Here is an 18,780-nt window from a genome sequence, read left to right as displayed (position 1 = left end):
AAATGGAATCTGAGGTCCGTTTTCTGATATGCCCAAATTCAAAGATATTTTTGTCTGAACATATACAGTATACGTGGAAAAATGAAAGAAAGCAAGGGGTTTTCTTTATTTCCCGAAAAACAATTCCATATCGTTTTCAACGGTATCGATTCCGGCGATGCCGAAGTTTTCAACGAGAAGAGCTGCAACATTCGGGCTTAAAAATGCCGGGAGTGTCGGGCCGAGGTGGATGTTCTTGACACCGAGCGACAGCAGTGCCAGAAGAACAATCACAGCTTTCTGCTCGTACCAGGAAATATTGTAGATGATCGGCAGATCGTTGATATCGTCGAGGCCGAAGACCTCCTTTAATTTCAGTGCAATCACGGCAAGAGAGTAGGAATCATTGCACTGGCCGGCATCGAGGACGCGCGGAATGCCGTTGATGTCGCCGAGGTTCAGCTTGTTGTATTTGTATTTTGCACAGCCGGCGGTCAGAATCACGGTGTCTTTCGGCAGTGCCTGTGCAAAATCAGAGTAATAGCTGCGGCTCTTTGCACGGCCGTCACATCCAGCCATGACAACGAATTTTTTGATCGCGCCGGATTTCACGGCATCGACGATCTGGTCTGCCAGGGCGAGTACCTGTGCATGGGCGAAGCCTCCGACAATGGTTCCCTGCTCGAGTTCCGTCGGCGGTGCGCAGTGCTTTGCCTGTTCGATGAGCAGAGAGAAATCTTTTGTCTCACCGATGACGCCGTCGATGTGCGGGCATCCCGGATAACGAACCGCTCCGGTTGTGTAAATACGGTTTTTGTAGCTGTCCTTCGGCGGCACGATACAGTTCGTCGTCATCAGAATCGGGCCGTTGAAGGCTTCAAATTCTTCTTTCTGCTTCCACCAGGCGTTACCATAATTTCCCTTAAAATGTTCATATTTTTTGAACGCCGGATAGTAGTGTGCAGGCAGCATTTCAGAGTGGGTGTAAACATCGATGCCGGTGTTCACGGTCTGCTCGAGCAGCATCTCGAGGTCGCGCAGATCATGGCCGGAGACGAGAATACCCGGGCGGGTGCCGACACTGAGATCGACGGTGGTGATCTCCGGATTGCCGTAAGCGGAAGTATTGGCCTCATCGAGCAGTGCCATTCCCTGCACGCCGTAGGAGCCGGTCTCGAGTGCGAGAGCCGTCAGTTCCTCTGCGGAGAGGGAATCGTCGAGCGTTGCGGCGAGAGCACGCTGCAGGAAGGCATCGATTTCCTCGTTTTCTCTTAAGAGAACATTGGCATGGCTGGTGTACGCGGCAAGTCCTTTCAGACCGTAGGTGATGAGCTCGCGTAAAGAGCGGATGTCCTCATTTTCCGTGGAAAGTACGCCGACGGTTACTGCTTTTGCGGCAAACTCATCGGTTGTGCCGTTCCAGAGGGCGGCTTCCGGCAGAGCGGAGCAGTCGGCAAGCTGAGCGAGAAGCGCTTTGGTCTCAAGCGTTGCCTCAATTCGTGCGCGGATCGTATCATCATCAAAGTTCACGTTTGTGATGGTCGTAAACAGGTTTTCGGTGATGAGATGATTGACGCTGGCATCGACGGTTTTTCCTTCGCGGCGGAGCTGTGTCGTCACGGCGGAAAGTCCTTTCGTCGTCCAGATCAGCAGATCCTGCAGCGCCGCTGTCTCCGGGCGCTTTCCACAGACACCGGATTTTGTACAGCCGGAGCAGCCGGCAGTTTCCTGACACTGGTAGCAAAACATATTCTGTTCCATAAAAATAGTTCCTCCTGTAGGGTATTTCCGAGGGGTTAAGCGCAGAGGGAAAAACAGATCTGCGCGGAGTTTCATAATTTACACGTACAGAATATCGGATATAACAGGAAAAGTATGTGGTTATAACCACGGAAAATACTTTTTGTGTATATTCGTTTATGAAAAATAAGCATTTGAAACGATGAAACGGTAAAAAATTTACGCTGCGGTACCGCCTAGAGAGACGGATGACGCAGCGTAAATTTGTTTTTATGAAATTCGAGGATTCCCTCTTTCTGCATTTTTCCGAGTTCTTTGGAGAGGGCGCTCCGGTCGAGGTTCAGGTAGTCGGCGAGGCCCTGGCGGTCGAAGGGGATCGTAAAGGTGTCGGCGCCGGTTTTGGCAGACTGCGCGGCGAGGTAGACCAGCACGCGCTCGCGGATCGTCTTTGGTGTAGTGCAGAAAATGCGGTTGGAGAGGGTAAGATTTTTCTGCATGGAGATGCGGAGCATGTTACTGCGAAGCTGGGACAGCCATGCATCATCACCATCGGCGGTCTGGTCGAGGTTTCGAAGATTGAAAAAGAGAACCGTCGAGGCTTCGGCTGCCGTGACATTCACCATCATCGGCTCCCGACAGAAGGCATACGTTTCGGCAAATACCTGGCCGGGGGTGATCTTGCTTAAGATACTGCGGTTGCCCCAGAGATCCGTATTCTCCACGAAAACGCTGCCGGACAGCACAATCCCCAGTTCGGACACGCGGTCACCCATGTGATAAATGGTCTGGTTTTTCTCAAACGAACACGTCCGCAGCCACCCGCTCGAAACAAGAGCCGTCCGCCCGGTTTCCGAGATGCCATGAAAGAGCGGGAGAGAAAACACCTCGGCCGGAAAAACAGCATCAGCCAATGATTTCATACTGCAGCATCTCGTATTTCAAAATACTGCCCTCCATAATTTCCGGCGGCAGCAGTGCGCGGGCAACCAGTTTCATTTCATTGTCCTCCGGTTCGATGTCATTGCGGCGTAAATGCGCGTAATCACCATCGATGGCGACTACTTCGTAGGTGCAGGATAACATAAGAAAACAACCTCCTTTTTCTTTACATGATACCTATTATACCGTGTGCAGAAACGGATGTCGATGGAATTTTTAATGCCGGAAACAAAAGTCTATCCGATGCATTACTTGGAAGAAATGGTGGTGACGAATTCTGCATTCTTTTACCAAATTGTACCTTTGCAGAAGCAGCTATACAGCTGCAGAAATTCACCAAACTTCCTAAATCATTCTCATACCGTGGTAAGGAACATGCATTTTATATTTCTCTAGGATATGCAGAATATCCAACATTTGCATCCAATCGTTCACAGCTCATGCGCTTCGCAGATGCCGCTCTTTATGAAATAAAACTTCATGGAAAAAATGGATGTATGGTCTACAGAGAAGGACTTCGGTCAGGTGCCCGCAAACAACTTGGATTCGCATTCAAGGATATCTCTGAACATCTTCCAGGTGCATTCATCATATACAGAGCTGACAAAGAAGATGATGAACTATTTTTTGCAAATGATGAATTTCTTCATATGTCCGGATATAAAAATATAGATGAACTGTTCAGACTTACTGAGAAAAGTTTTCGCAACTTGATTCGTGAAGCTGAACAGCAACAGATAGAATCGAGTATCTGGGAACAGATTGACAACGTCAATGAAAATGACTATATTCACTTTCATCTTCGAAAAGCTGACGGAACTTATTTTTCTGTTCTTGATCATGGAAGAATTGTAGAGAGTCCGCAATACGGGAAAGTATTTTATGTATTGTTCATGGATTGGGAAGATATGCATATTCGTTACAATGATAAATTCGCAAGATAAAATATTGCAAAAAACAGAGCGTATGATCTATTTTCATATAATGTTTATGTCGGCAAGCTCTATCAAAAGGAAATCGACTTTGTTGCGCAGAGAAGCAACGAGAAGTTTTATATTCAAATCAGCGACAACATTTCCGGGCAGTAAACATTTGAGAGAGAATGCTTTCCTCGGCTTCAGATTCGAGATGCTTATCCGAAAATGATTATTGCTAGAACCAAACATCCCCAATATAGCTATGAAGGAATCGTAATTTACGATATAGCCGATTGGTTACTACAAGAATAAGCAAGGCGAAATATCTCCAGCATTCTCTTTTGAAATGATGGAGATATTTTTATTATGACGGAGATTGCAGATGAATTCAGACAAAGCATCCTACGAAAAGAGTTTTATATGGATGTACTGAACTGTGATCCGATGTCTTTTGACAAGAAATGCGAACTGACAAACCCAAGCAAAAGCTTTTTCACTGTAGCTGATCCGTTCTCTGTGAAGATTAGAATAACATCTTTTTTCTGACATTTCTTTATCCTCTTTTCTTTGAAATATGAAAGAAAAATTATCCCTTCATATAACGAAACGCTCAGAGCATGTTTTACAGTGGTCAAAAGCAAATTTTTTTACTTTTTTTCTTACGAGTTTTCTTGCGAGTTTTTTTAATGCAACTCGTAACATTAGATTTTTACATTTTTCATGAAATTAAGTAAAGAAAAAGAGCATATGGAATTGAATCCATACACTCTATGATTACTGGAACTTTATTTCATTTTTAATTCAACAAACTTCGGATTGTGACATCATTTCTTTCACTAATTCATAATCACTTTTCCAGTATTGATTGGAAATAAAATAATGTGCTTTCAGATTTGTCTTTAACCATATGTCAGTGACTCTATCGATATCTCTGTTCAGCAACTTTCTAATCATAACAAATATTCTCCACAACAACATCCTTTATGCTTTTCTCTTTATCTATTCTATCACAAGCTCACCATTAATCATCATTTTTTTGATATTTTTTCTTTTCCCCCACTGTAAAACAGCCTCTGAGCGTTTCGTTATATAGAGGGATACGAATAAGAGCAAGATCCACCCATGTTTAACGGTATTGCCATTTGGCCTCCCGTCAACCTATGGATTTTATCTTGATGGGGATCTCCCCATACCCTCTCAATAACAGACGTTTCACTTGTCTGTTGGTTTCACCTAAAGGTGTTCACAGCACTATTTCTAATATCGGAAGGGACAGCCGATATTGAAATACGTGGACTCCCGGTGGGAGGAATAGTCTCAGCGCAAGGAGGAGTATGAGAACAAAAAACAAAGATAAAGAACTGAATCACAGACATTTTATAGGATTCTCCTAAATATTTTTCTAGTCATTGCAATATAAAATTGCTTATACAGTCTCTCCCTTAAGAGTCCTGGTATTCTGGATAATATACAGAGCGACCGATATGACCATCATTATAGCGCACAAACCAATCAACAGATCTGATACCATCGGTGTAATGTGGAACCATATAATATGCACCGCTGCAGTTCCATATAATAAAAAGGTTACTATCTTTCCATGCCAGTCTGCACCATGTACTTTTCCTGTCTTTCGTATCACAAGACATCCACTGACTACCATATACAGCTCCTTACCTGCCATTATTACGATTAAAAGAAGCACATGCGGAAAACGAGTAAACAGACAGATTAACATCGCTGCCTGTGTCAGCTTATCAGCCACCGGATCAAGTATTTTTCCTAAATTACTAATCCTATGGAATCTTCTTGCGATATATCCATCAGCAAGATCCGTAAGCCCAGACAGCAATAAGATTTCACCAGCTAACAGAGGATTTTTCTTTACACAATAACTCCATATAATTACCGGAATCAGACAAAGCCGAAAAAAAGAAAGAAGATTAGGAACCGTAATAATTCTATTCAAATTTTCTTCCTGATTCACTTCACTCTGCATGTACGGTCACCTTACTTTCCTTTTTTTTAGACATAAACCAATAAAATATAACACAAAATGCTAAAGCAAACACAACACCAAAAACATTTTGAATCACTCTAAGACTAACCGCTCCTTGTAGTCCATAAGTCTCTGCAGCAATGGCTAAAGCACCAAATGTGTTAAATACTGCCTGCCAGCCATATTGTGCTGAAAATCCTACACCGATTCCACCAAGAATTCCTATATATGCATAGATTGACGAAGGAAGCAGAAAATATAATACTGTAAAACATATAACACCTGCAATATTTCCGACAATCCTTTTACGGACTCTGTAGTGCATATCTTCCATAAACGGCAAAATCGTGGACATGGCCGCAATACCAGCCCACATTGCACGTGGCATATTACAAAGTTCTGCAATGCAAAGGACAATCGGTACGCATAAAATCTGACATATCTGCCATTTTGTTCTGGAAGAAGTGATATCAAATTCTTGTATCAGATCTTTCAGATTTCTTTTATAGGTTCTGTTTTTATGATTTCGATAAAATACGAAGCAGGTAAGTGCTGCACCTAAAGCCATTCCGACTAATCGCATCTGATAGCTTTTTCCCGTAACATCATAACCATATAGCAGTAGATACCCAAGAACCAATGTAGATTGATTAAACATGAATGGATTATGGCATCCGAACAGAATCAACACAGCCAGTGCCGCAATATTTAACAGCATTCCCAATACCGGTGAAAACTGATTTGCTAAATGCGGACATACAGTCATAATTACAAAGAACAGAGCCAAAAGCATCGTAGATTGTCCGGTGTGGATCCCCAGATCCGCATTTCTAAACACCATGAGACATAATAAGACTACTACACCTACAATGCTGTTCTCATTTCCAAATAGGATACTGAAAATACTAACAAAGCAAAAACAAAATGCCATTGTAGCAGCTATCTTCACCAGATATACCCACATATGATATGATTTTTCTTTTAGTGTTTCACTCTTTTTCAACAGGTTTTTAGAACCTGCCTGATTTAACTGCAACTCCTGATAAAATGTCATGTAATTCCTCCTCTATCTGTTTTTCTTAAACTTATATGGCCTTATCTTTCTGGATTGGAAGCTCTACAACAAATCTGCATCCACCATATTCACGGTTTTCTGCTTTGATTGTTCCTCCGGCACTATCTACAATCCGTTTTACAAGTGCAAGACCTAGGCCATTTCCTTCTGCTTTATGAGATCCATCTACCTGATAGAACTTGTCAAATATTCTGGATTTTACATCATCCTCTATTCCTGGTCCTTCATCTTCCAGAATGAACTTAACAGAATCCTGTTCTTGTTTCAGAAACATCGTAATTGTCCCCTTTGAAGGACTGAACTTAATCGCATTATCCAAAAGATTTATCCAGATATGCATAAAAAGTCCTTCATTCCCAGTATATTTAACTTCCTCCAATTCTACCTGAAAACCAATTTCTTTTTCTGTCCATTTTGTTTCCAATGAAAGAAATGCCTGGCGGATCTGTTCATCCAGACGATATTCTTTTTTTTTCATTGGTATATTCTGATTCTCTAACTTGGATAACAGCAAAATATTACCAACCAATCCGGAAAGTCTTTGGGTGTTAAATAAGATTTTTTCTACATATTCCTCTTGATCCGGAGACAGTTCTTCTCCCTGAAGCAGCATTGTATATCCTTCAATGGCATTAATCGGGGTCTTAAACTCATGAGAAACATCAGATACAAAATCCATCTGCAGCACCTCTGTTGCACGAAGTTCTTTTGTCATAACGTTAAAACTTTGATAAGATTCTCCAACTTCTGCTATACGGCTGTTCGTTTCCAAATGCTGTTCAAAATCTCCCTGAGAAACTTCCTTCATTGCTTTACTAAGTCTGGTAATTGGTTCCAGTAACTTTGCATTGATAAAGGAAGTGATCAGCCCTGCAATCAATGTATTGAAAATCAAAAGCCAGCCAAGCACAGATATGCTGCCCGGCAGATTAAAAAAATGATTCAAAAAAGCAAATAATAAAGCAGATATGACTGTTGAAAATACAAGTGCCAGCCAGATTGCACCAGTCAGACAGGATCGGATCCGCAATCCTTTTTCTTTCTTTTGTTCCATTATTTTTTCACCACCTTGTATCCAATTCCACGCATTGTTACGATTTCAAAATCAGGGTTATCTTTAAAACGCTCTCTGATTCTTCCTATATGTACCTCTATCGTATGTGGGTCTGCCTCCGTCTCGTATCCCCATACTTCATCCATCAACTGTTGTTTTGTAAATGTTCTGCCTGGCGAAGCTGCAAGCTTATATAAAAGCAGGAATTCTTTTTTAGGCAAAACAAGACTTTCCTTATCAGTTGTAACCGTCATTGCATCATAATCAAACTCTGTTGAACCGATCACAATTTTGTGTTCATTCAGTATCTGTGCACGGCGAAGCAGTGCTCCAACTCTTAAAACCATTTCATTCACATTTACCGGTTTTACCATATAATCGTCACTTCCCGAAAGAAATCCCTGGCGCATATCATCAAAGGAACCTTTCGCAGTGATCATAAGTACCGGTATCTGATATCCTGCTGAACGGAGTTCCGACACCAGTTCATAACCATCCATAACCGGCATCATAATATCGGAAATGATCAGATCAATATACTCTTTATCCAATATTTCTAATGCCAGTGCTCCATCCGATGCACTTTTGACCTGATATCCATTCTTCTCAAGCACTTTTTGGAATAGCTGGCTTAATTCTTTATCATCTTCTACAATCAATATTTGAAACACGTTTTCCTTCCTCCTTATTAAAACAGATACCTTGCCCATCCAAGCAGATGCTGTACCAAAAATATTTTTCTCTGACGTTTCTTTGTTAATTCGATTGGCTCTACATGATATGGATCACGATAGGTTCCATCTTCCAATACCTGTCGGGACACTCTTTCATATTCCATCATGCCTTCTTCCAACTGTTTATTAATCTCTTTGCTACGTATTACAAGCATCAGTTCCGTATCCAGATACGTGCTTCTCATATCCATGTTAAAGGAACCGATTACGGATAGATCATCATCAATCAGGATGCTTTTTCCGTGGTAAGAATAGCCGCCTTCATACTCCCAGATATCAATTCCTGTATTTAAAATTCTGTTTCTGTTTCTCGCATAATCAGCAGAACCAAACGGATTTCCATTGTTGGCAACCGAATTGGTCATGATAGAAAAATCCGGAACTCTCTCCGCAATCTCTTTCCATGTATTATACATCATATCATTGCAAATAATATATGGTGTATGAATTTTCACGCGCTCTTTTGCATTTTTCATTAGTTCTCCCAGTTGATACCAGACTACTGGTTCCTTGGAACCTGTGTGGATAGGATTTGACACTAATGCAATCTTTTCTGTATCAAAAGTTTCGTCCGTGTAATCGGTATCGCAGATTCTTTCCTTATTCTCTTCAAAATATTTCTGATAGCCGTTCTGCAGTTCTAAAACTGCGTTCTTTACAGATTTTCTATTTGCCAGTTTTTTATTGTCATGAAAATAACCACTGTCTTCTTGTTCCCATATCGTTTCAAAATACTCTAACAACTGGTTAACTGAATTTTCTTTCTCAGGTTCATCGCAAACCACTAACACGTCTCTGTCATAGTTCTTATGTCCCGGAAAATCACCCAGGAAATAATTGTATGTATTTCTTCCCCCAAGAATATATCTCTTTCCATCTGCAATCAAATATTTATCATGCATTCTACCCATCATTTTCCACGGTTTCAACGGATTGGCCTTATTATATAGTTTAATTTCAACATTCTCATGGGAAGATAATCCATAGAAATACGGATTTCCTTCCATATCAATCCAGCTCTCCATTCCATCTACTAACAGACGAATATGTACACCCCTGTCTGCCGCATCATGCAGTGCTCCTAAAATCAATTTTCCACTTTCATCGGATTGAAATGCAAAAGTAGAAAGAATAATTTCCTTTTTTGCATTCTTGATCAAACGCACTCTTTGTAAAAGCGCTTCTGGATTCTTTTCTATGATTACTGCCCGTTCTGTATTTTCACTGCATTCGTTCCATGACCCATTTTTTGTTTCTTTTTTGGTTGTATTGGACACTTCCGGCTGCTTTTTATATGCAACGTGGATTCCGAGCAATTCATAAAAAGCCACACATAAAAAAATTGCCAGTATAACAAGAAGGATTTTACATATTTTATACTTTTTCATTGTACATCACCTGATTCCTTTTTATTTCATACTTATACAATACAAAGTCAATCTCAATTTAACCTCAACAAGGTTTGTTTTTTCATCAATGCAAAATCTTCTTTGTACAACAGACTGTTAGATATAGCAAAAACGGCCTTTCAAAAACAGTTAACTTCTAAATCAACTGTTTTTTGAAAGGTCGTTTCATCAGATTCTTATAGCAATCCAGCAAATAATCTCATAAATAATTGTCCCAGTCGCAAATATGCACTTCGTCCGGTTTGATATTGGTCTGTCACATCACGACATTCTCCCATCGTTCTTATCAGATCATTTTTTATTTCCACAACTGCCTGACAATCTGCCATAAAACAGCCGTTTTCAAAATGGTGATATAAACTTCGATAATCCAGATTAATTGTTCCACAAGTTGCCATACAGTCATCTGCCACACTCATTTTTGCATGACAGAAACCAGGAGTCCACTCATAAACACGAACACCATGTTTAACCAATCCATGATAAAAAGAACGAGTTATATTATAAATGAATTTTTTATCAGGGATACCAGGTGTGATAATTCTTACGTCTACCCCTCGCTTAGCAGCCAGACATAACGCATGCGTCATTTCATCTGTTATGATTAGATATGGAGTCATAAACCAACAATATTTTTCAGCTTTATTTATCATACTGATATAAACTTCTTCTCCTACTTGCTCATTATCCATAGGGCTGTCTGCATAAGGTTGAACAAACCCAGTTTGCTGTGCCGCATAATCATAGTGGAAAAGGTATTTACTAAAATCAGAATCATTAGCATCCTTATCACTTACTGCATTCCACATTTCCAAAAATGTCACCGTAAGCGACTGAACAGCATCTCCTTCTAAACGAATACCTGTATCTTTCCACTGTCCATACGGGTGTGTGTAATTAAAATATTCGTTTGCTAGATTATATCCACCTGTAAATCCGACTTTTCCATCAATAACTGTTATTTTTCTATGATCACGATTGTTCAAAAACAGATTTAAACCTGGCATAAACGGATTGAATACACGGCAATGAATTCCTATTGCCTCCATCTTTTTCACAAAATCTGTGTTAATAAAGCCTATAGAACCCATATCATCGTAGAATACTCTAACTTTCACACCTGCTTTTACTCGCTCTTCCAGAACATCTTGAATCTTATGCCATGCTTCAGCGTCTTCTATCGCATGATATTCCATAAAGATAAACTTCTGTGCTTTCCCCAAATCCTTAAGCTGTGCCTCTAATCCTTTCACTGCTTCATCAAAATACACAATATCCGTATTCTGATAGATTGGATACTGCGAATTTCTTTGTATGTAACTTGCTATATTTCCTGCTTTCGGAATTGTTTCTTTTATTCTGCTCAAACACTCCTGACTGTCCGGGAGCATTGGTAACAATTTGCTATCAATTTCTGCATATCGCTCACGCATTTTATGTGTGCCGCCATTCAAACCAATCAACAAATACAGGCCTACACCCATAATTGGGAAAATTAGAATTAAGATGACCCAAGGCATTTTCATAGAGGATGTCTTATTTGATGCGTACAATCCCAAAACCAAGATCCCACTCAAAATCCTTGTAAATAAATTTATGATTTCTGCATATTCATTCAAGCGTGTTACGATAGTAATAATAAAAATCACTTCCAGAAGAATGCAGATTATGGAAAAGCACAGCCGTTTTACCCCATTTTTTGTTTTTGCTTTGCCCTCTAAAGTATCTTGTTTCATATATATTCCACCTTCCTACTTGCTCAGTTTTCTCCCTAAATTTCGTGTAACATACCAATTTTGTCTTTTATTCTCTGCATTTCATTATCTGCTTCAAGGATAGCTCTTGCAGAATGAAGTAATTCTTCACTTATCTCATCATAGCCAGGATGAATTGACTTACGTCTGGCAATTCTTGCAGCATTTCGTTTAGGGTTTTGTGCTTCACATATTTCTGCACATACACCCAACAGGCAACGCTACTGGCTTCTGATACAATGTCAGCTATGGTTTTGCGCATAAGCTCTTCAAATTCAGCAATTTCTTCTTTCGGAACAACATCATACAGTGTTGGTGCCTGATGACTTATTTTTACTCCATTTTCATTTGCATCTTTAAGCAGATTCTTAACTTTTTCTCTTGAATCCTCCGGTACTTTCATGTACTCCCACATAAATGCTACCACATCGGCTGGCCTTATTTATATCATTTCACTCTTTTTTGAAATAGAACAACACCACAGCAACAACTCAAATCGACTTAAAATTCCAGACTATTCGCATTCAGCAAGAAATACTTCATTCCCATGATGACAAAACCTTCATCATTTCTCCAAGGCTTTTTGCTGCCATTTACAATGACGATCTTCTTGAAAGAGTCCGGGATATTACGCAGAGAATTGAACTCCTGCGTCTGTTTTTCTTCCGAAGTCCTGTCATATGCAACCTGGATATAGTATCTCTGGTTTCCTTGATTCACCACAAAGTCAACCTCCAACTGCTTGCGAACACGTTTGCCCTCTTTATCCTTATCGAAGATATCCACGACACCCACATCAACATTGTAGCCACGGATCAACAGCTCGTTATAAACAATGTTCTCCATGATATGAGTAGGCTCCTGCTGTCTGAAATTCAAACGTGCATTTCTCAGTCCCAGATCCGTAAAGTAGTATTTCAGATTTGCACCGATATACTTTCTGCCCTTAATATCGTATCGGCTTGCCTTGGAAATCAAAAAGGCATCTGTCAAATAGTCGATATGCTTGGAGATGGTTTTATTAGCATAAGTCATCTGGCGCTCACTGGCAAAGGTATTGGCAATCTTTGAAGGGTTGGTCGGTGCGCCGATTGCAGATGCAAGCACATCAACCAGAATCCCAATCTCATCCACGTTCTGAATCTTATTTTTTTCAATAACATCCTTCAGATAGACATTTGCAAAGATGTTCTTCAGATAGTCCGCTTTCTGTCGTTCGCTCTGGAAACTTACGATCTGCGGCAATCCTCCGTAGATCATGTAGTCATCCCAGGCATCATCATAATCGCCGTCATAGACAGAATAAAACTCTGCAAAGGAGAGAGGGTAGATTCTAATCTCATCACCTCTGCCACGGAATTCGGTCACAATGTCGCTGGACAGGAACTTGGAATTACTTCCGGTGACATACACATCAATATTGCTCATGCGGAGCAGGCTGTTCAGCACTTTCTCAAATTGTGACATAAACTGCACTTCATCAAGAAGCAGATAGTATTTGCCATCGTCTTTCATGGCATCTTTGATGTACTTGAAACACATCTTAGGATCTCTTAGTTCCTCATTTTCAATACCGTCCAATGCAATCTCAATAATATGATCAACATCAACGCCGTTCTCCAGTAAGTATCTCTTAAAGATGGTAAACAGCAAAAAGGATTTGCCACATCTACGAATGCCGGTAATCACCTTTATCATTCCATTATCTTTTCGCTCGATCAGCTGCTGTAGGTAAGCGTCTCTTTTAATCTCCATCGTTACACTCCCCATTTCCGTGCATCTACACACTTTTATGTAATGTTGATAAATATATTTTCAGATTTTTTTGATTGCAGTGTCTATAATCGATTACTCCAATCGTTATTATAGGTAGACAACAAAAAGAAGATGGTTCCGATGTTTCATTAAATATGTTCGTTAGTCTTTTACGCAAAGGATTCTATCTCCTCTGCGCCCTAATGCTTTTCGGATTCAGTTCAACAAACTGGATTTTACCAATTTTCGGAGATTAAGGTTTCCGGATGTGAAAAAACTAATTTAATATTCTTCTTGGAATTCAGCAACAACATCAATGTACCTTGTTCTTTTGTCTCCATTTGCGTTGTCATGACCAATGAACGATATGGTTTGAAGCCACATTTTGTCTGAACTCGTTTTGATTGTTCATTGAAATCATAGTAACCACAAATCAGAAAATCATAATCCAATTCGCCAAATAAATAATCTTTAACTGCATTTACGGCTTCGGGCATAAGTCCTTTTCCCCAATAATCTTTACTCAAAACATATCCTAATTCTCTGCCGTAATAATCCTTGAATTCTGTCAAAGCATCTTCTAACCCATATTTTTCTATGCCAACAGTACCGATTACTTTATTGTTTTTCTTTAAGCAGATTGCAAATATTTTATCCTCACTGATAAAGGAATTCATAATACTTTGAGATTCAGCAATATTTTCATGATGTTTCCATCCTGCCATCTCCCCAACACCTTCGACAGATGCATACTCATAGAAATCCTCCAAATCTGTTTGTTTGAATGATCTAAGAATGAGCCTTTTTGTTTCTATTACTTTTCCGTCTATTCTGAAGTCAGCATTCATATTTTTACGCTCCTCATAACGTCTAATTCTCCAAACTCCGATTTCTATTTTCGTTTCCATAGCATAGTGTACTCTTTTTCACCAGTATCTTCATCCAAATCTTCACATTGAATAATGAACCCTTCTCTTTGGTAAAAAGAGATTGCTCTGGCATTCTTCTGGTATACATTTAATCGTAAGCTAACTTTTTTATCCTTAATATAATCTAATAAAAGCTTACCTATGCCACATGACTGCATTTCATCGGAGACAAAAATACCTTCGATATATTCATCATTTAGTCCTACAAATCCTTGTATCATTTTATCTGCTTCAAACACATAGACTTCGGATTGTGACAGCATTTCTTTTACTAATTCATAATTACTTTTCCAGTATTGATTGGAAATAAAATAATGTGCTTTCAGATTTGTCTTTAACCATATGTCAGCGACTCTATCGATATCTCCGTTCAGCAACTTTCTAATCATAACAAATATTCTCCACAACTACATCCTTTATGCTTTTCTCTTTTTTCCATTCTATCACAAGTTCACCATTAATTATCAATTTTTTGATATTTTTTCTTTTCCCTCACTGTAAAACAGCCTCTGAGCGTTTCGTTATATAGAGGGATACAAATAAGAGCAAGATCCATCCATGTTTAACGGTATTGCCATTTGGCCTCCCGTCAACCTATGGGTTTTATCTTGATGGGGATCTCCCCATACCCTCTCAATAACAGACGTTTCACTTGTTTGGTTCAGTCATCTTGACTCCTTTCCTCCAGGATTCAGGAAATAAAAAATGCCTGCCTGGAACTTTTATAGATAGTAAAGTTCCAAACAGACATTGCTGTTTGACCATTAGCTGTAGCTAATAGAATTGAAGAACGTGATTAGAAAATAACAAAAGCGTTCGTTGTCAGCTAATCCAGCTAACATTTTCGAACGCTTTGAAGCCCGTCGCCAAGAGGATTTGAACCTCCGACCCCTCGCTTAGGAGAGCTCCAACCTATTGTCACTCTCTGTCAATCTGAGGTAAGGTAAACCCATATGGGACACTATATAAAACTGTTTCCGATTCAATTCGAGTTATTCTGAATACCCCCTCTGTCAAGCTCTGTAAAGCTCTGAAAGTTAGCTGATTGTTTGCCCCAGCTAATAATCGGGGAATGCCTTGATATTACCATCGACATCTGTTATATGACCACCATGCTTCGTACGTTCGATCATGGTAAACAGTATTCAATTAAACTTTCCTATCATAAGTACAAGATATTTTCTTGTCTATAAATAATATAACGCATACGAGACGGTTTGTCCATGCGTTTTTGACTGGCAAATTTATAAGCTGCTTTCATATTTTTAAACACGGACATAACCAGTAGATATACCTTCGATTCGGTTGGATGCTCCCGTACTCTGAATCAATGCAACTTCTAAGAGTGTTTTCAATTCATCTACATTGGCTTCGAGAAATAATTCCTGTTTGCCTTTATGTTCATGGATGCTGCTAACCATCTGAACAATTTCAGGTGTTAACAACTTCGCAGGACTTACAATAAAATCAAAGTCTCTCATAGGAATCTCCTTCATTTCAGATTTATCTCCGTCATTCTATCATCAAATGATGGAGATAGAATATCCATATACACAATAAATATCCTCATTTCATCCATATATTATATCGTTTTATGAATCGTTTTTTCACTAAAATTACACTATTTTTTCACTATTTTTCATTACTTCATCGTCTTCGCCAGTGAATTGAGCAATGCCCGCATCTCTGGATTCGCCAATACTTTTGCCAGAAGTTCCGGATCGACTTCATCAGCAACAGTAGTATTATTATTTTCCTGCTGTACATGCATCTGTGGATCCAGATTCTTTTTCTCATAAAATGCTTCTTCAAAAAGCTCTGCATTTTTCCTTCTGTCATCATCCAGAATATGAGAGTACACATCTGTAACCATATTGACCTGAGCATGGCCAGAATCACCCTGTACCGCCTTGATGTCTCCACCATTCAGTTTCAGCTTATAAGTAACACTGCTATGACGAAAACTGTGAAATACAACCGGTGGGAGATTATAGTCCTCGATCAATTTCTTTAAAGGGCCACGGATTGCTCCATCACCAAGAGGAAGACCAAAGGTACTTGCCATAACCAGGTTATAGTCCATATATTCGTCACCCAGGATTTCTTTCATTTCATCCTGCTCAGCTTTCCAGTCTACAAGCATATTAGCAACGCTCTTCGGTAAGAATATCTTACGTACACTACTTTCTGTCTTCGGTGTTTTCAGAATACGGACCGTAGAATTCTTCTTATGATTTGTCGGAAATACCAACAACACATCTTTTCCATCCAATGCATTTAAAGATTCTTTTCTTATACGCTGTGATTCTTTGTTGATGAAGACATATGCACGGTTTTCTTCAATTGCCTCATGAGAAATATCTACACAATCCCAGGTAAGACCAAGCAGCTCACCAAGTCGCAGGGAACATGAGAAAGATAGATTAATTGCGAGCTTTAATCGTTCATCTTCACAGACACTGAGCGCATACATCAATGTATCCGCTGTCCAGATGTCTCTTTTTTGTGATTTATGTTTTGGTACAGTCGCATGGGTGCAAGGATTCTTCTCCATCAACTCCCATTTCACTGCCTGTTCAAAACAGTTTCTAAGCAGCTTATTAATATCCCTGACCGTACTGGAAGATACAAATTCATTTCGACTGGTTTTATTCAATGGATTGATAACTGCACGTCTCTTCAAAAGACTCTGATAATATCTTTCGATGAAACGGGTATTGATCTCTGAGAGTTTCGTATCACCAATGATCGGAAGAATATAGTTATTGATAAGAGAGACATTTCCTTCATATGTAGAAAGCGCCCAGTTTTCTTTGCCATAAAGTGCAACATATTCTGTAATAAGCTCGTCCAGTGTTTTGCATTTACGGACGACAAATGATCCCATCTCTTTTTTATATTCAATTTCTTTTTTTCTTCTCTTTGCTTCGGCTTTCGTTTCATAGGTTTCCCACTTCTGTTTCCTCTCACCTTTTTCATTCGTATAAGAATAGATTACATTAAATTTTCCGTTTCGTTCTCTTATAGATGCCATATTATTGCATACTCCTTTCCAAATCTCTTTGCTCCATCCAGTCCTCAAATTCATCCCGACGGATCCTAACTCGACTGCCAACTTTTATTACTGTGAACTTTCCTTTATCCGCCCACTTGTTGATCATGCTTCTGCTGACCTTTGCCAGATAGGAAGCTTCATCAAAAGTAAGATACTTTATATTTCCATTGCTTCCTCGTATTCCGGTCTGTGATAATTTCTTCCGCCGGAAATTAGCCAGGGCAATATTTTGTTCCTGTGCAAGTTCTTCATAATCATTCGATGGATCCAGCTTATACCGATCCTGACCTTCCAGGAATTTTCGAAAACTCTCTTTTGTGATCCTTTTCTTTTCTGCAATCACAATGAATTCAAAAAAATGACTATACTTTGGATTATCAAGAATTGTATATACTGCGCTTCTGGTTGTTCCAAGCAGCTGTGCCATCTCAGGCATCGTAATTGTTGCATCTTCCAGAAGAGCGTCTTTTTTTCTGTCTTCCTTTGTTCGATACCGGGACTGGCTTTTATACCAGTTCTGAAAAGATTCTTTTGGTATTCGTTTCCAGTAATCGACAATAACAGCTTCCATTTGATTTTTCTTGAGTAAATCATAAACAAGATACTCATCAACACCCAACAGATCCGCAACTTCCTTAACGGAATAGGACCAGGATTTCAATTCTTTCCCTGGTTCTTCTCCGGTAACTTTATGGTATTTAATCTGATTGGCGTACCATTTTTCAAAGCTGGCAATATTGATTCGTATCTTTCCAGCAATCTCTTTAGATTCAAAAACATTTTTATGCACCAGCCAGTATCGATCTGTCTTTTTTAATCCCAGCAGCTTTCCCATTTCCGGCACGGTCATCCAGGTTCTCTTTTGTGTCGGACGCCGTTTGTAAGGACTGTCTTCTGATATCTTTGAAATGATCTCTTCAACATCGTCCATTTCCGGAACTTCTTTTTGTTTCATAATTGCTGTTGCCATTTATTCTTCACTTCCTGTCTTTTTTAGTGTTAGTTTTTTTTCTTATATCATATCTCAAATCCAGATAAAAATTTAGGATGTCGATTGCAGACAAAATCTGCCTGATCAACACCCTGTTTTTTATTGTTCCAAGTTATCGAGCCAGTCATCGAAACTCTTCTTAGAGATGCGATACTTTCCGCCATCCAACTGGATCCACCGGAATTCCTTTTTCTTTAAAAGGTTATAAATAGTAGGTCTGCTGACTCCTAAGATTTCCTGTAACTCTTGAACTGTATAACATCTTTTTTCTGACATTTCTTTATCCTCTTTTCTTTGAAATATGAAAGAAAAATTATCCCTTCATATAACGAAACGCTCAGAGCATGTTTTACAGTGGTCAAAAGCAAATTTTTTTACTTTTTTCTTACGAGTTTTCTTTAATGCAACTCGTAACATTAGATTTTTACATTTTTCATGAAATTAAGTAAA

Annotated in this window: 18 protein-coding genes and 3 pseudogenes; 2 read left to right on the top strand and 19 right to left on the bottom strand. The window is 39.5% G+C overall.

Features of this window, described 5'->3' with window-relative positions:
* Nucleotides 1-105: 105 nt before the first annotated feature.
* From hcp to DXD02_RS13590, 3 genes are all read right to left on the bottom strand, one after another.
* Nucleotides 106-1,740, bottom strand: coding sequence for a hydroxylamine reductase (hcp, locus tag DXD02_RS13600; protein WP_118666986.1), 1,635 nt, complete (start codon nucleotides 1,738-1,740; stop codon nucleotides 106-108).
* A gap of 215 nt (nucleotides 1,741-1,955) precedes the next feature.
* Nucleotides 1,956-2,639: a Crp/Fnr family transcriptional regulator gene (locus DXD02_RS13595; RefSeq protein ID WP_055225921.1), complete on the bottom strand. Its 684-nt coding sequence runs from the start codon at nucleotides 2,637-2,639 to the stop codon at nucleotides 1,956-1,958.
* Complete coding sequence (locus DXD02_RS13590) at nucleotides 2,623-2,802, bottom strand: hypothetical protein (protein WP_055225919.1); 180 nt, start codon at nucleotides 2,800-2,802, stop codon at nucleotides 2,623-2,625. The genes DXD02_RS13595 and DXD02_RS13590 overlap by 17 nt, the downstream gene beginning before the upstream one ends.
* Before the next feature lie 26 nt (nucleotides 2,803-2,828).
* On the opposite strand from DXD02_RS13590, the gene DXD02_RS13585 reads away from it, so the two are divergent.
* Together DXD02_RS13585 and DXD02_RS13580 are read left to right on the top strand one after the other, a co-directional pair.
* Nucleotides 2,829-3,602, top strand: a complete 774-nt coding sequence (locus tag DXD02_RS13585) for a diguanylate cyclase domain-containing protein (protein ID WP_243030692.1) — start codon at nucleotides 2,829-2,831, stop codon at nucleotides 3,600-3,602.
* Nucleotides 3,603-3,638: 36 nt separating this feature from the next.
* Nucleotides 3,639-3,887 (top strand): annotated as a pseudogene (locus tag DXD02_RS13580) (ATPase); the annotation flags it as partial.
* A gap of 495 nt (nucleotides 3,888-4,382) precedes the next feature.
* Here DXD02_RS13580 and DXD02_RS16290 read toward each other — a convergent pair.
* The 16 genes and pseudogenes from DXD02_RS16290 to DXD02_RS13495 all read right to left on the bottom strand — a co-directional run.
* Nucleotides 4,383-4,529, bottom strand: a pseudogene (locus DXD02_RS16290) (GNAT family N-acetyltransferase); the annotation flags it as partial.
* 472 nt (nucleotides 4,530-5,001) lie between these two features.
* Nucleotides 5,002-5,574, bottom strand: a complete 573-nt coding sequence (locus DXD02_RS13565) for a CDP-alcohol phosphatidyltransferase family protein (RefSeq protein WP_005335451.1) — start codon at nucleotides 5,572-5,574, stop codon at nucleotides 5,002-5,004.
* On the bottom strand, nucleotides 5,564-6,628 hold the full coding sequence (locus tag DXD02_RS13560) for an FUSC family protein (protein WP_118666985.1): 1,065 nt from the start codon (nucleotides 6,626-6,628) through the stop codon (nucleotides 5,564-5,566). The genes DXD02_RS13565 and DXD02_RS13560 overlap by 11 nt, the downstream gene beginning before the upstream one ends.
* A 31-nt stretch (nucleotides 6,629-6,659) precedes the next feature.
* On the bottom strand, nucleotides 6,660-7,703 hold the full coding sequence (locus tag DXD02_RS13555) for a sensor histidine kinase (protein ID WP_117802673.1): 1,044 nt from the start codon (nucleotides 7,701-7,703) through the stop codon (nucleotides 6,660-6,662).
* Nucleotides 7,703-8,413 (bottom strand): response regulator transcription factor, encoded by a 711-nt coding sequence (locus tag DXD02_RS13550; RefSeq protein ID WP_044024695.1) that lies wholly within the window; start codon nucleotides 8,411-8,413, stop codon nucleotides 7,703-7,705. Before DXD02_RS13550 ends, DXD02_RS13555 begins: the two co-directional genes overlap by 1 nt.
* Nucleotides 8,392-9,825 carry a phospholipase D family protein gene (locus tag DXD02_RS13545; protein ID WP_118666984.1) on the bottom strand — a complete coding sequence of 478 codons (1,434 nt, stop codon included), beginning with the start codon at nucleotides 9,823-9,825 and terminating at the stop codon, nucleotides 8,392-8,394. The genes DXD02_RS13550 and DXD02_RS13545 overlap by 22 nt, the downstream gene beginning before the upstream one ends.
* A gap of 197 nt (nucleotides 9,826-10,022) precedes the next feature.
* Nucleotides 10,023-11,582: a cardiolipin synthase gene (gene cls, locus DXD02_RS13540; RefSeq protein WP_055225912.1), complete on the bottom strand. Its 1,560-nt coding sequence runs from the start codon at nucleotides 11,580-11,582 to the stop codon at nucleotides 10,023-10,025.
* Between the two features lie 35 nt (nucleotides 11,583-11,617).
* Nucleotides 11,618-11,731 (bottom strand): annotated as a pseudogene (locus tag DXD02_RS16440) (GTP pyrophosphokinase); the annotation flags it as partial.
* Complete coding sequence (locus tag DXD02_RS13535) at nucleotides 11,713-12,027, bottom strand: hypothetical protein (protein ID WP_330417024.1); 315 nt, start codon at nucleotides 12,025-12,027, stop codon at nucleotides 11,713-11,715. The gene DXD02_RS13535 and the pseudogene DXD02_RS16440, both read right to left, overlap by 19 nt.
* A gap of 74 nt (nucleotides 12,028-12,101) precedes the next feature.
* Nucleotides 12,102-13,355, bottom strand: coding sequence for an ATP-binding protein (locus tag DXD02_RS13530; protein WP_118666983.1), 1,254 nt, complete (start codon nucleotides 13,353-13,355; stop codon nucleotides 12,102-12,104).
* Nucleotides 13,356-13,591: 236 nt separating this feature from the next.
* A complete protein-coding gene (locus DXD02_RS13525) occupies nucleotides 13,592-14,263 on the bottom strand; it encodes a GNAT family N-acetyltransferase (protein ID WP_243106526.1) in 672 nt (223 codons plus the stop codon).
* Nucleotides 14,248-14,673, bottom strand: coding sequence for a GNAT family N-acetyltransferase (locus DXD02_RS13520; RefSeq protein ID WP_055195028.1), 426 nt, complete (start codon nucleotides 14,671-14,673; stop codon nucleotides 14,248-14,250). Before DXD02_RS13520 ends, DXD02_RS13525 begins: the two co-directional genes overlap by 16 nt.
* An 876-nt stretch (nucleotides 14,674-15,549) precedes the next feature.
* Nucleotides 15,550-15,765 (bottom strand): hypothetical protein, encoded by a 216-nt coding sequence (locus tag DXD02_RS13510; RefSeq protein ID WP_226977413.1) that lies wholly within the window; start codon nucleotides 15,763-15,765, stop codon nucleotides 15,550-15,552.
* Nucleotides 15,766-15,926: 161 nt separating this feature from the next.
* The gene (locus DXD02_RS13505; protein WP_171027973.1) at nucleotides 15,927-17,318 is read right to left on the bottom strand and encodes a tyrosine-type recombinase/integrase; all 1,392 of its coding nucleotides are present in this window, start codon (nucleotides 17,316-17,318) and stop codon (nucleotides 15,927-15,929) included.
* Between the two features lies 1 nt (nucleotide 17,319).
* Nucleotides 17,320-18,174 (bottom strand): helix-turn-helix domain-containing protein, encoded by an 855-nt coding sequence (locus DXD02_RS13500; protein WP_243108253.1) that lies wholly within the window; start codon nucleotides 18,172-18,174, stop codon nucleotides 17,320-17,322.
* Between the two features lie 255 nt (nucleotides 18,175-18,429).
* Nucleotides 18,430-18,606 (bottom strand): helix-turn-helix domain-containing protein, encoded by a 177-nt coding sequence (locus tag DXD02_RS13495; protein WP_003864535.1) that lies wholly within the window; start codon nucleotides 18,604-18,606, stop codon nucleotides 18,430-18,432.
* Between the last annotated feature and the right edge of the window lie 174 nt (nucleotides 18,607-18,780).

The sequence above is a fragment of the Blautia sp. TF10-30 genome (assembly GCF_003481245.1).
Taxonomy (GTDB): Bacteria; Bacillota; Clostridia; order Lachnospirales; family Lachnospiraceae; genus Fusicatenibacter; species Fusicatenibacter saccharivorans.
This window is presented reverse-complemented; position numbering and strand designations above follow the sequence as displayed.

Coding starts and splice junctions, on each gene's coding strand:
- hcp (WP_118666986.1), bottom strand. CDS start 1,740: ATGGAACAGAATATGTTTTGCTACCAGTGTCAGGAAACTGCCGGCTGC.
- DXD02_RS13595 (WP_055225921.1), bottom strand. CDS start 2,639: ATGAAATCATTGGCTGATGCTGTTTTTCCGGCCGAGGTGTTTTCTCTC.
- DXD02_RS13590 (WP_055225919.1), bottom strand. CDS start 2,802: ATGTTATCCTGCACCTACGAAGTAGTCGCCATCGATGGTGATTACGCG.
- DXD02_RS13585 (WP_243030692.1), top strand. CDS start 2,829: ATGATACCTATTATACCGTGTGCAGAAACGGATGTCGATGGAATTTTT.
- DXD02_RS13565 (WP_005335451.1), bottom strand. CDS start 5,574: ATGCAGAGTGAAGTGAATCAGGAAGAAAATTTGAATAGAATTATTACG.
- DXD02_RS13560 (WP_118666985.1), bottom strand. CDS start 6,628: ATGACATTTTATCAGGAGTTGCAGTTAAATCAGGCAGGTTCTAAAAAC.
- DXD02_RS13555 (WP_117802673.1), bottom strand. CDS start 7,703: ATGGAACAAAAGAAAGAAAAAGGATTGCGGATCCGATCCTGTCTGACT.
- DXD02_RS13550 (WP_044024695.1), bottom strand. CDS start 8,413: ATGGGCAAGGTATCTGTTTTAATAAGGAGGAAGGAAAACGTGTTTCAA.
- DXD02_RS13545 (WP_118666984.1), bottom strand. CDS start 9,825: ATGAAAAAGTATAAAATATGTAAAATCCTTCTTGTTATACTGGCAATT.
- cls (WP_055225912.1), bottom strand. CDS start 11,582: ATGAAACAAGATACTTTAGAGGGCAAAGCAAAAACAAAAAATGGGGTA.
- DXD02_RS13530 (WP_118666983.1), bottom strand. CDS start 13,355: ATGGAGATTAAAAGAGACGCTTACCTACAGCAGCTGATCGAGCGAAAA.
- DXD02_RS13525 (WP_243106526.1), bottom strand. CDS start 14,263: ATGGAAACGAAAATAGAAATCGGAGTTTGGAGAATTAGACGTTATGAG.
- DXD02_RS13520 (WP_055195028.1), bottom strand. CDS start 14,673: ATGATTAGAAAGTTGCTGAACGGAGATATCGATAGAGTCGCTGACATA.
- DXD02_RS13510 (WP_226977413.1), bottom strand. CDS start 15,765: ATGAGAGACTTTGATTTTATTGTAAGTCCTGCGAAGTTGTTAACACCT.
- DXD02_RS13505 (WP_171027973.1), bottom strand. CDS start 17,318: ATGGCATCTATAAGAGAACGAAACGGAAAATTTAATGTAATCTATTCT.
- DXD02_RS13500 (WP_243108253.1), bottom strand. CDS start 18,174: ATGGGAAAGCTGCTGGGATTAAAAAAGACAGATCGATACTGGCTGGTG.
- DXD02_RS13495 (WP_003864535.1), bottom strand. CDS start 18,606: ATGTCAGAAAAAAGATGTTATACAGTTCAAGAGTTACAGGAAATCTTA.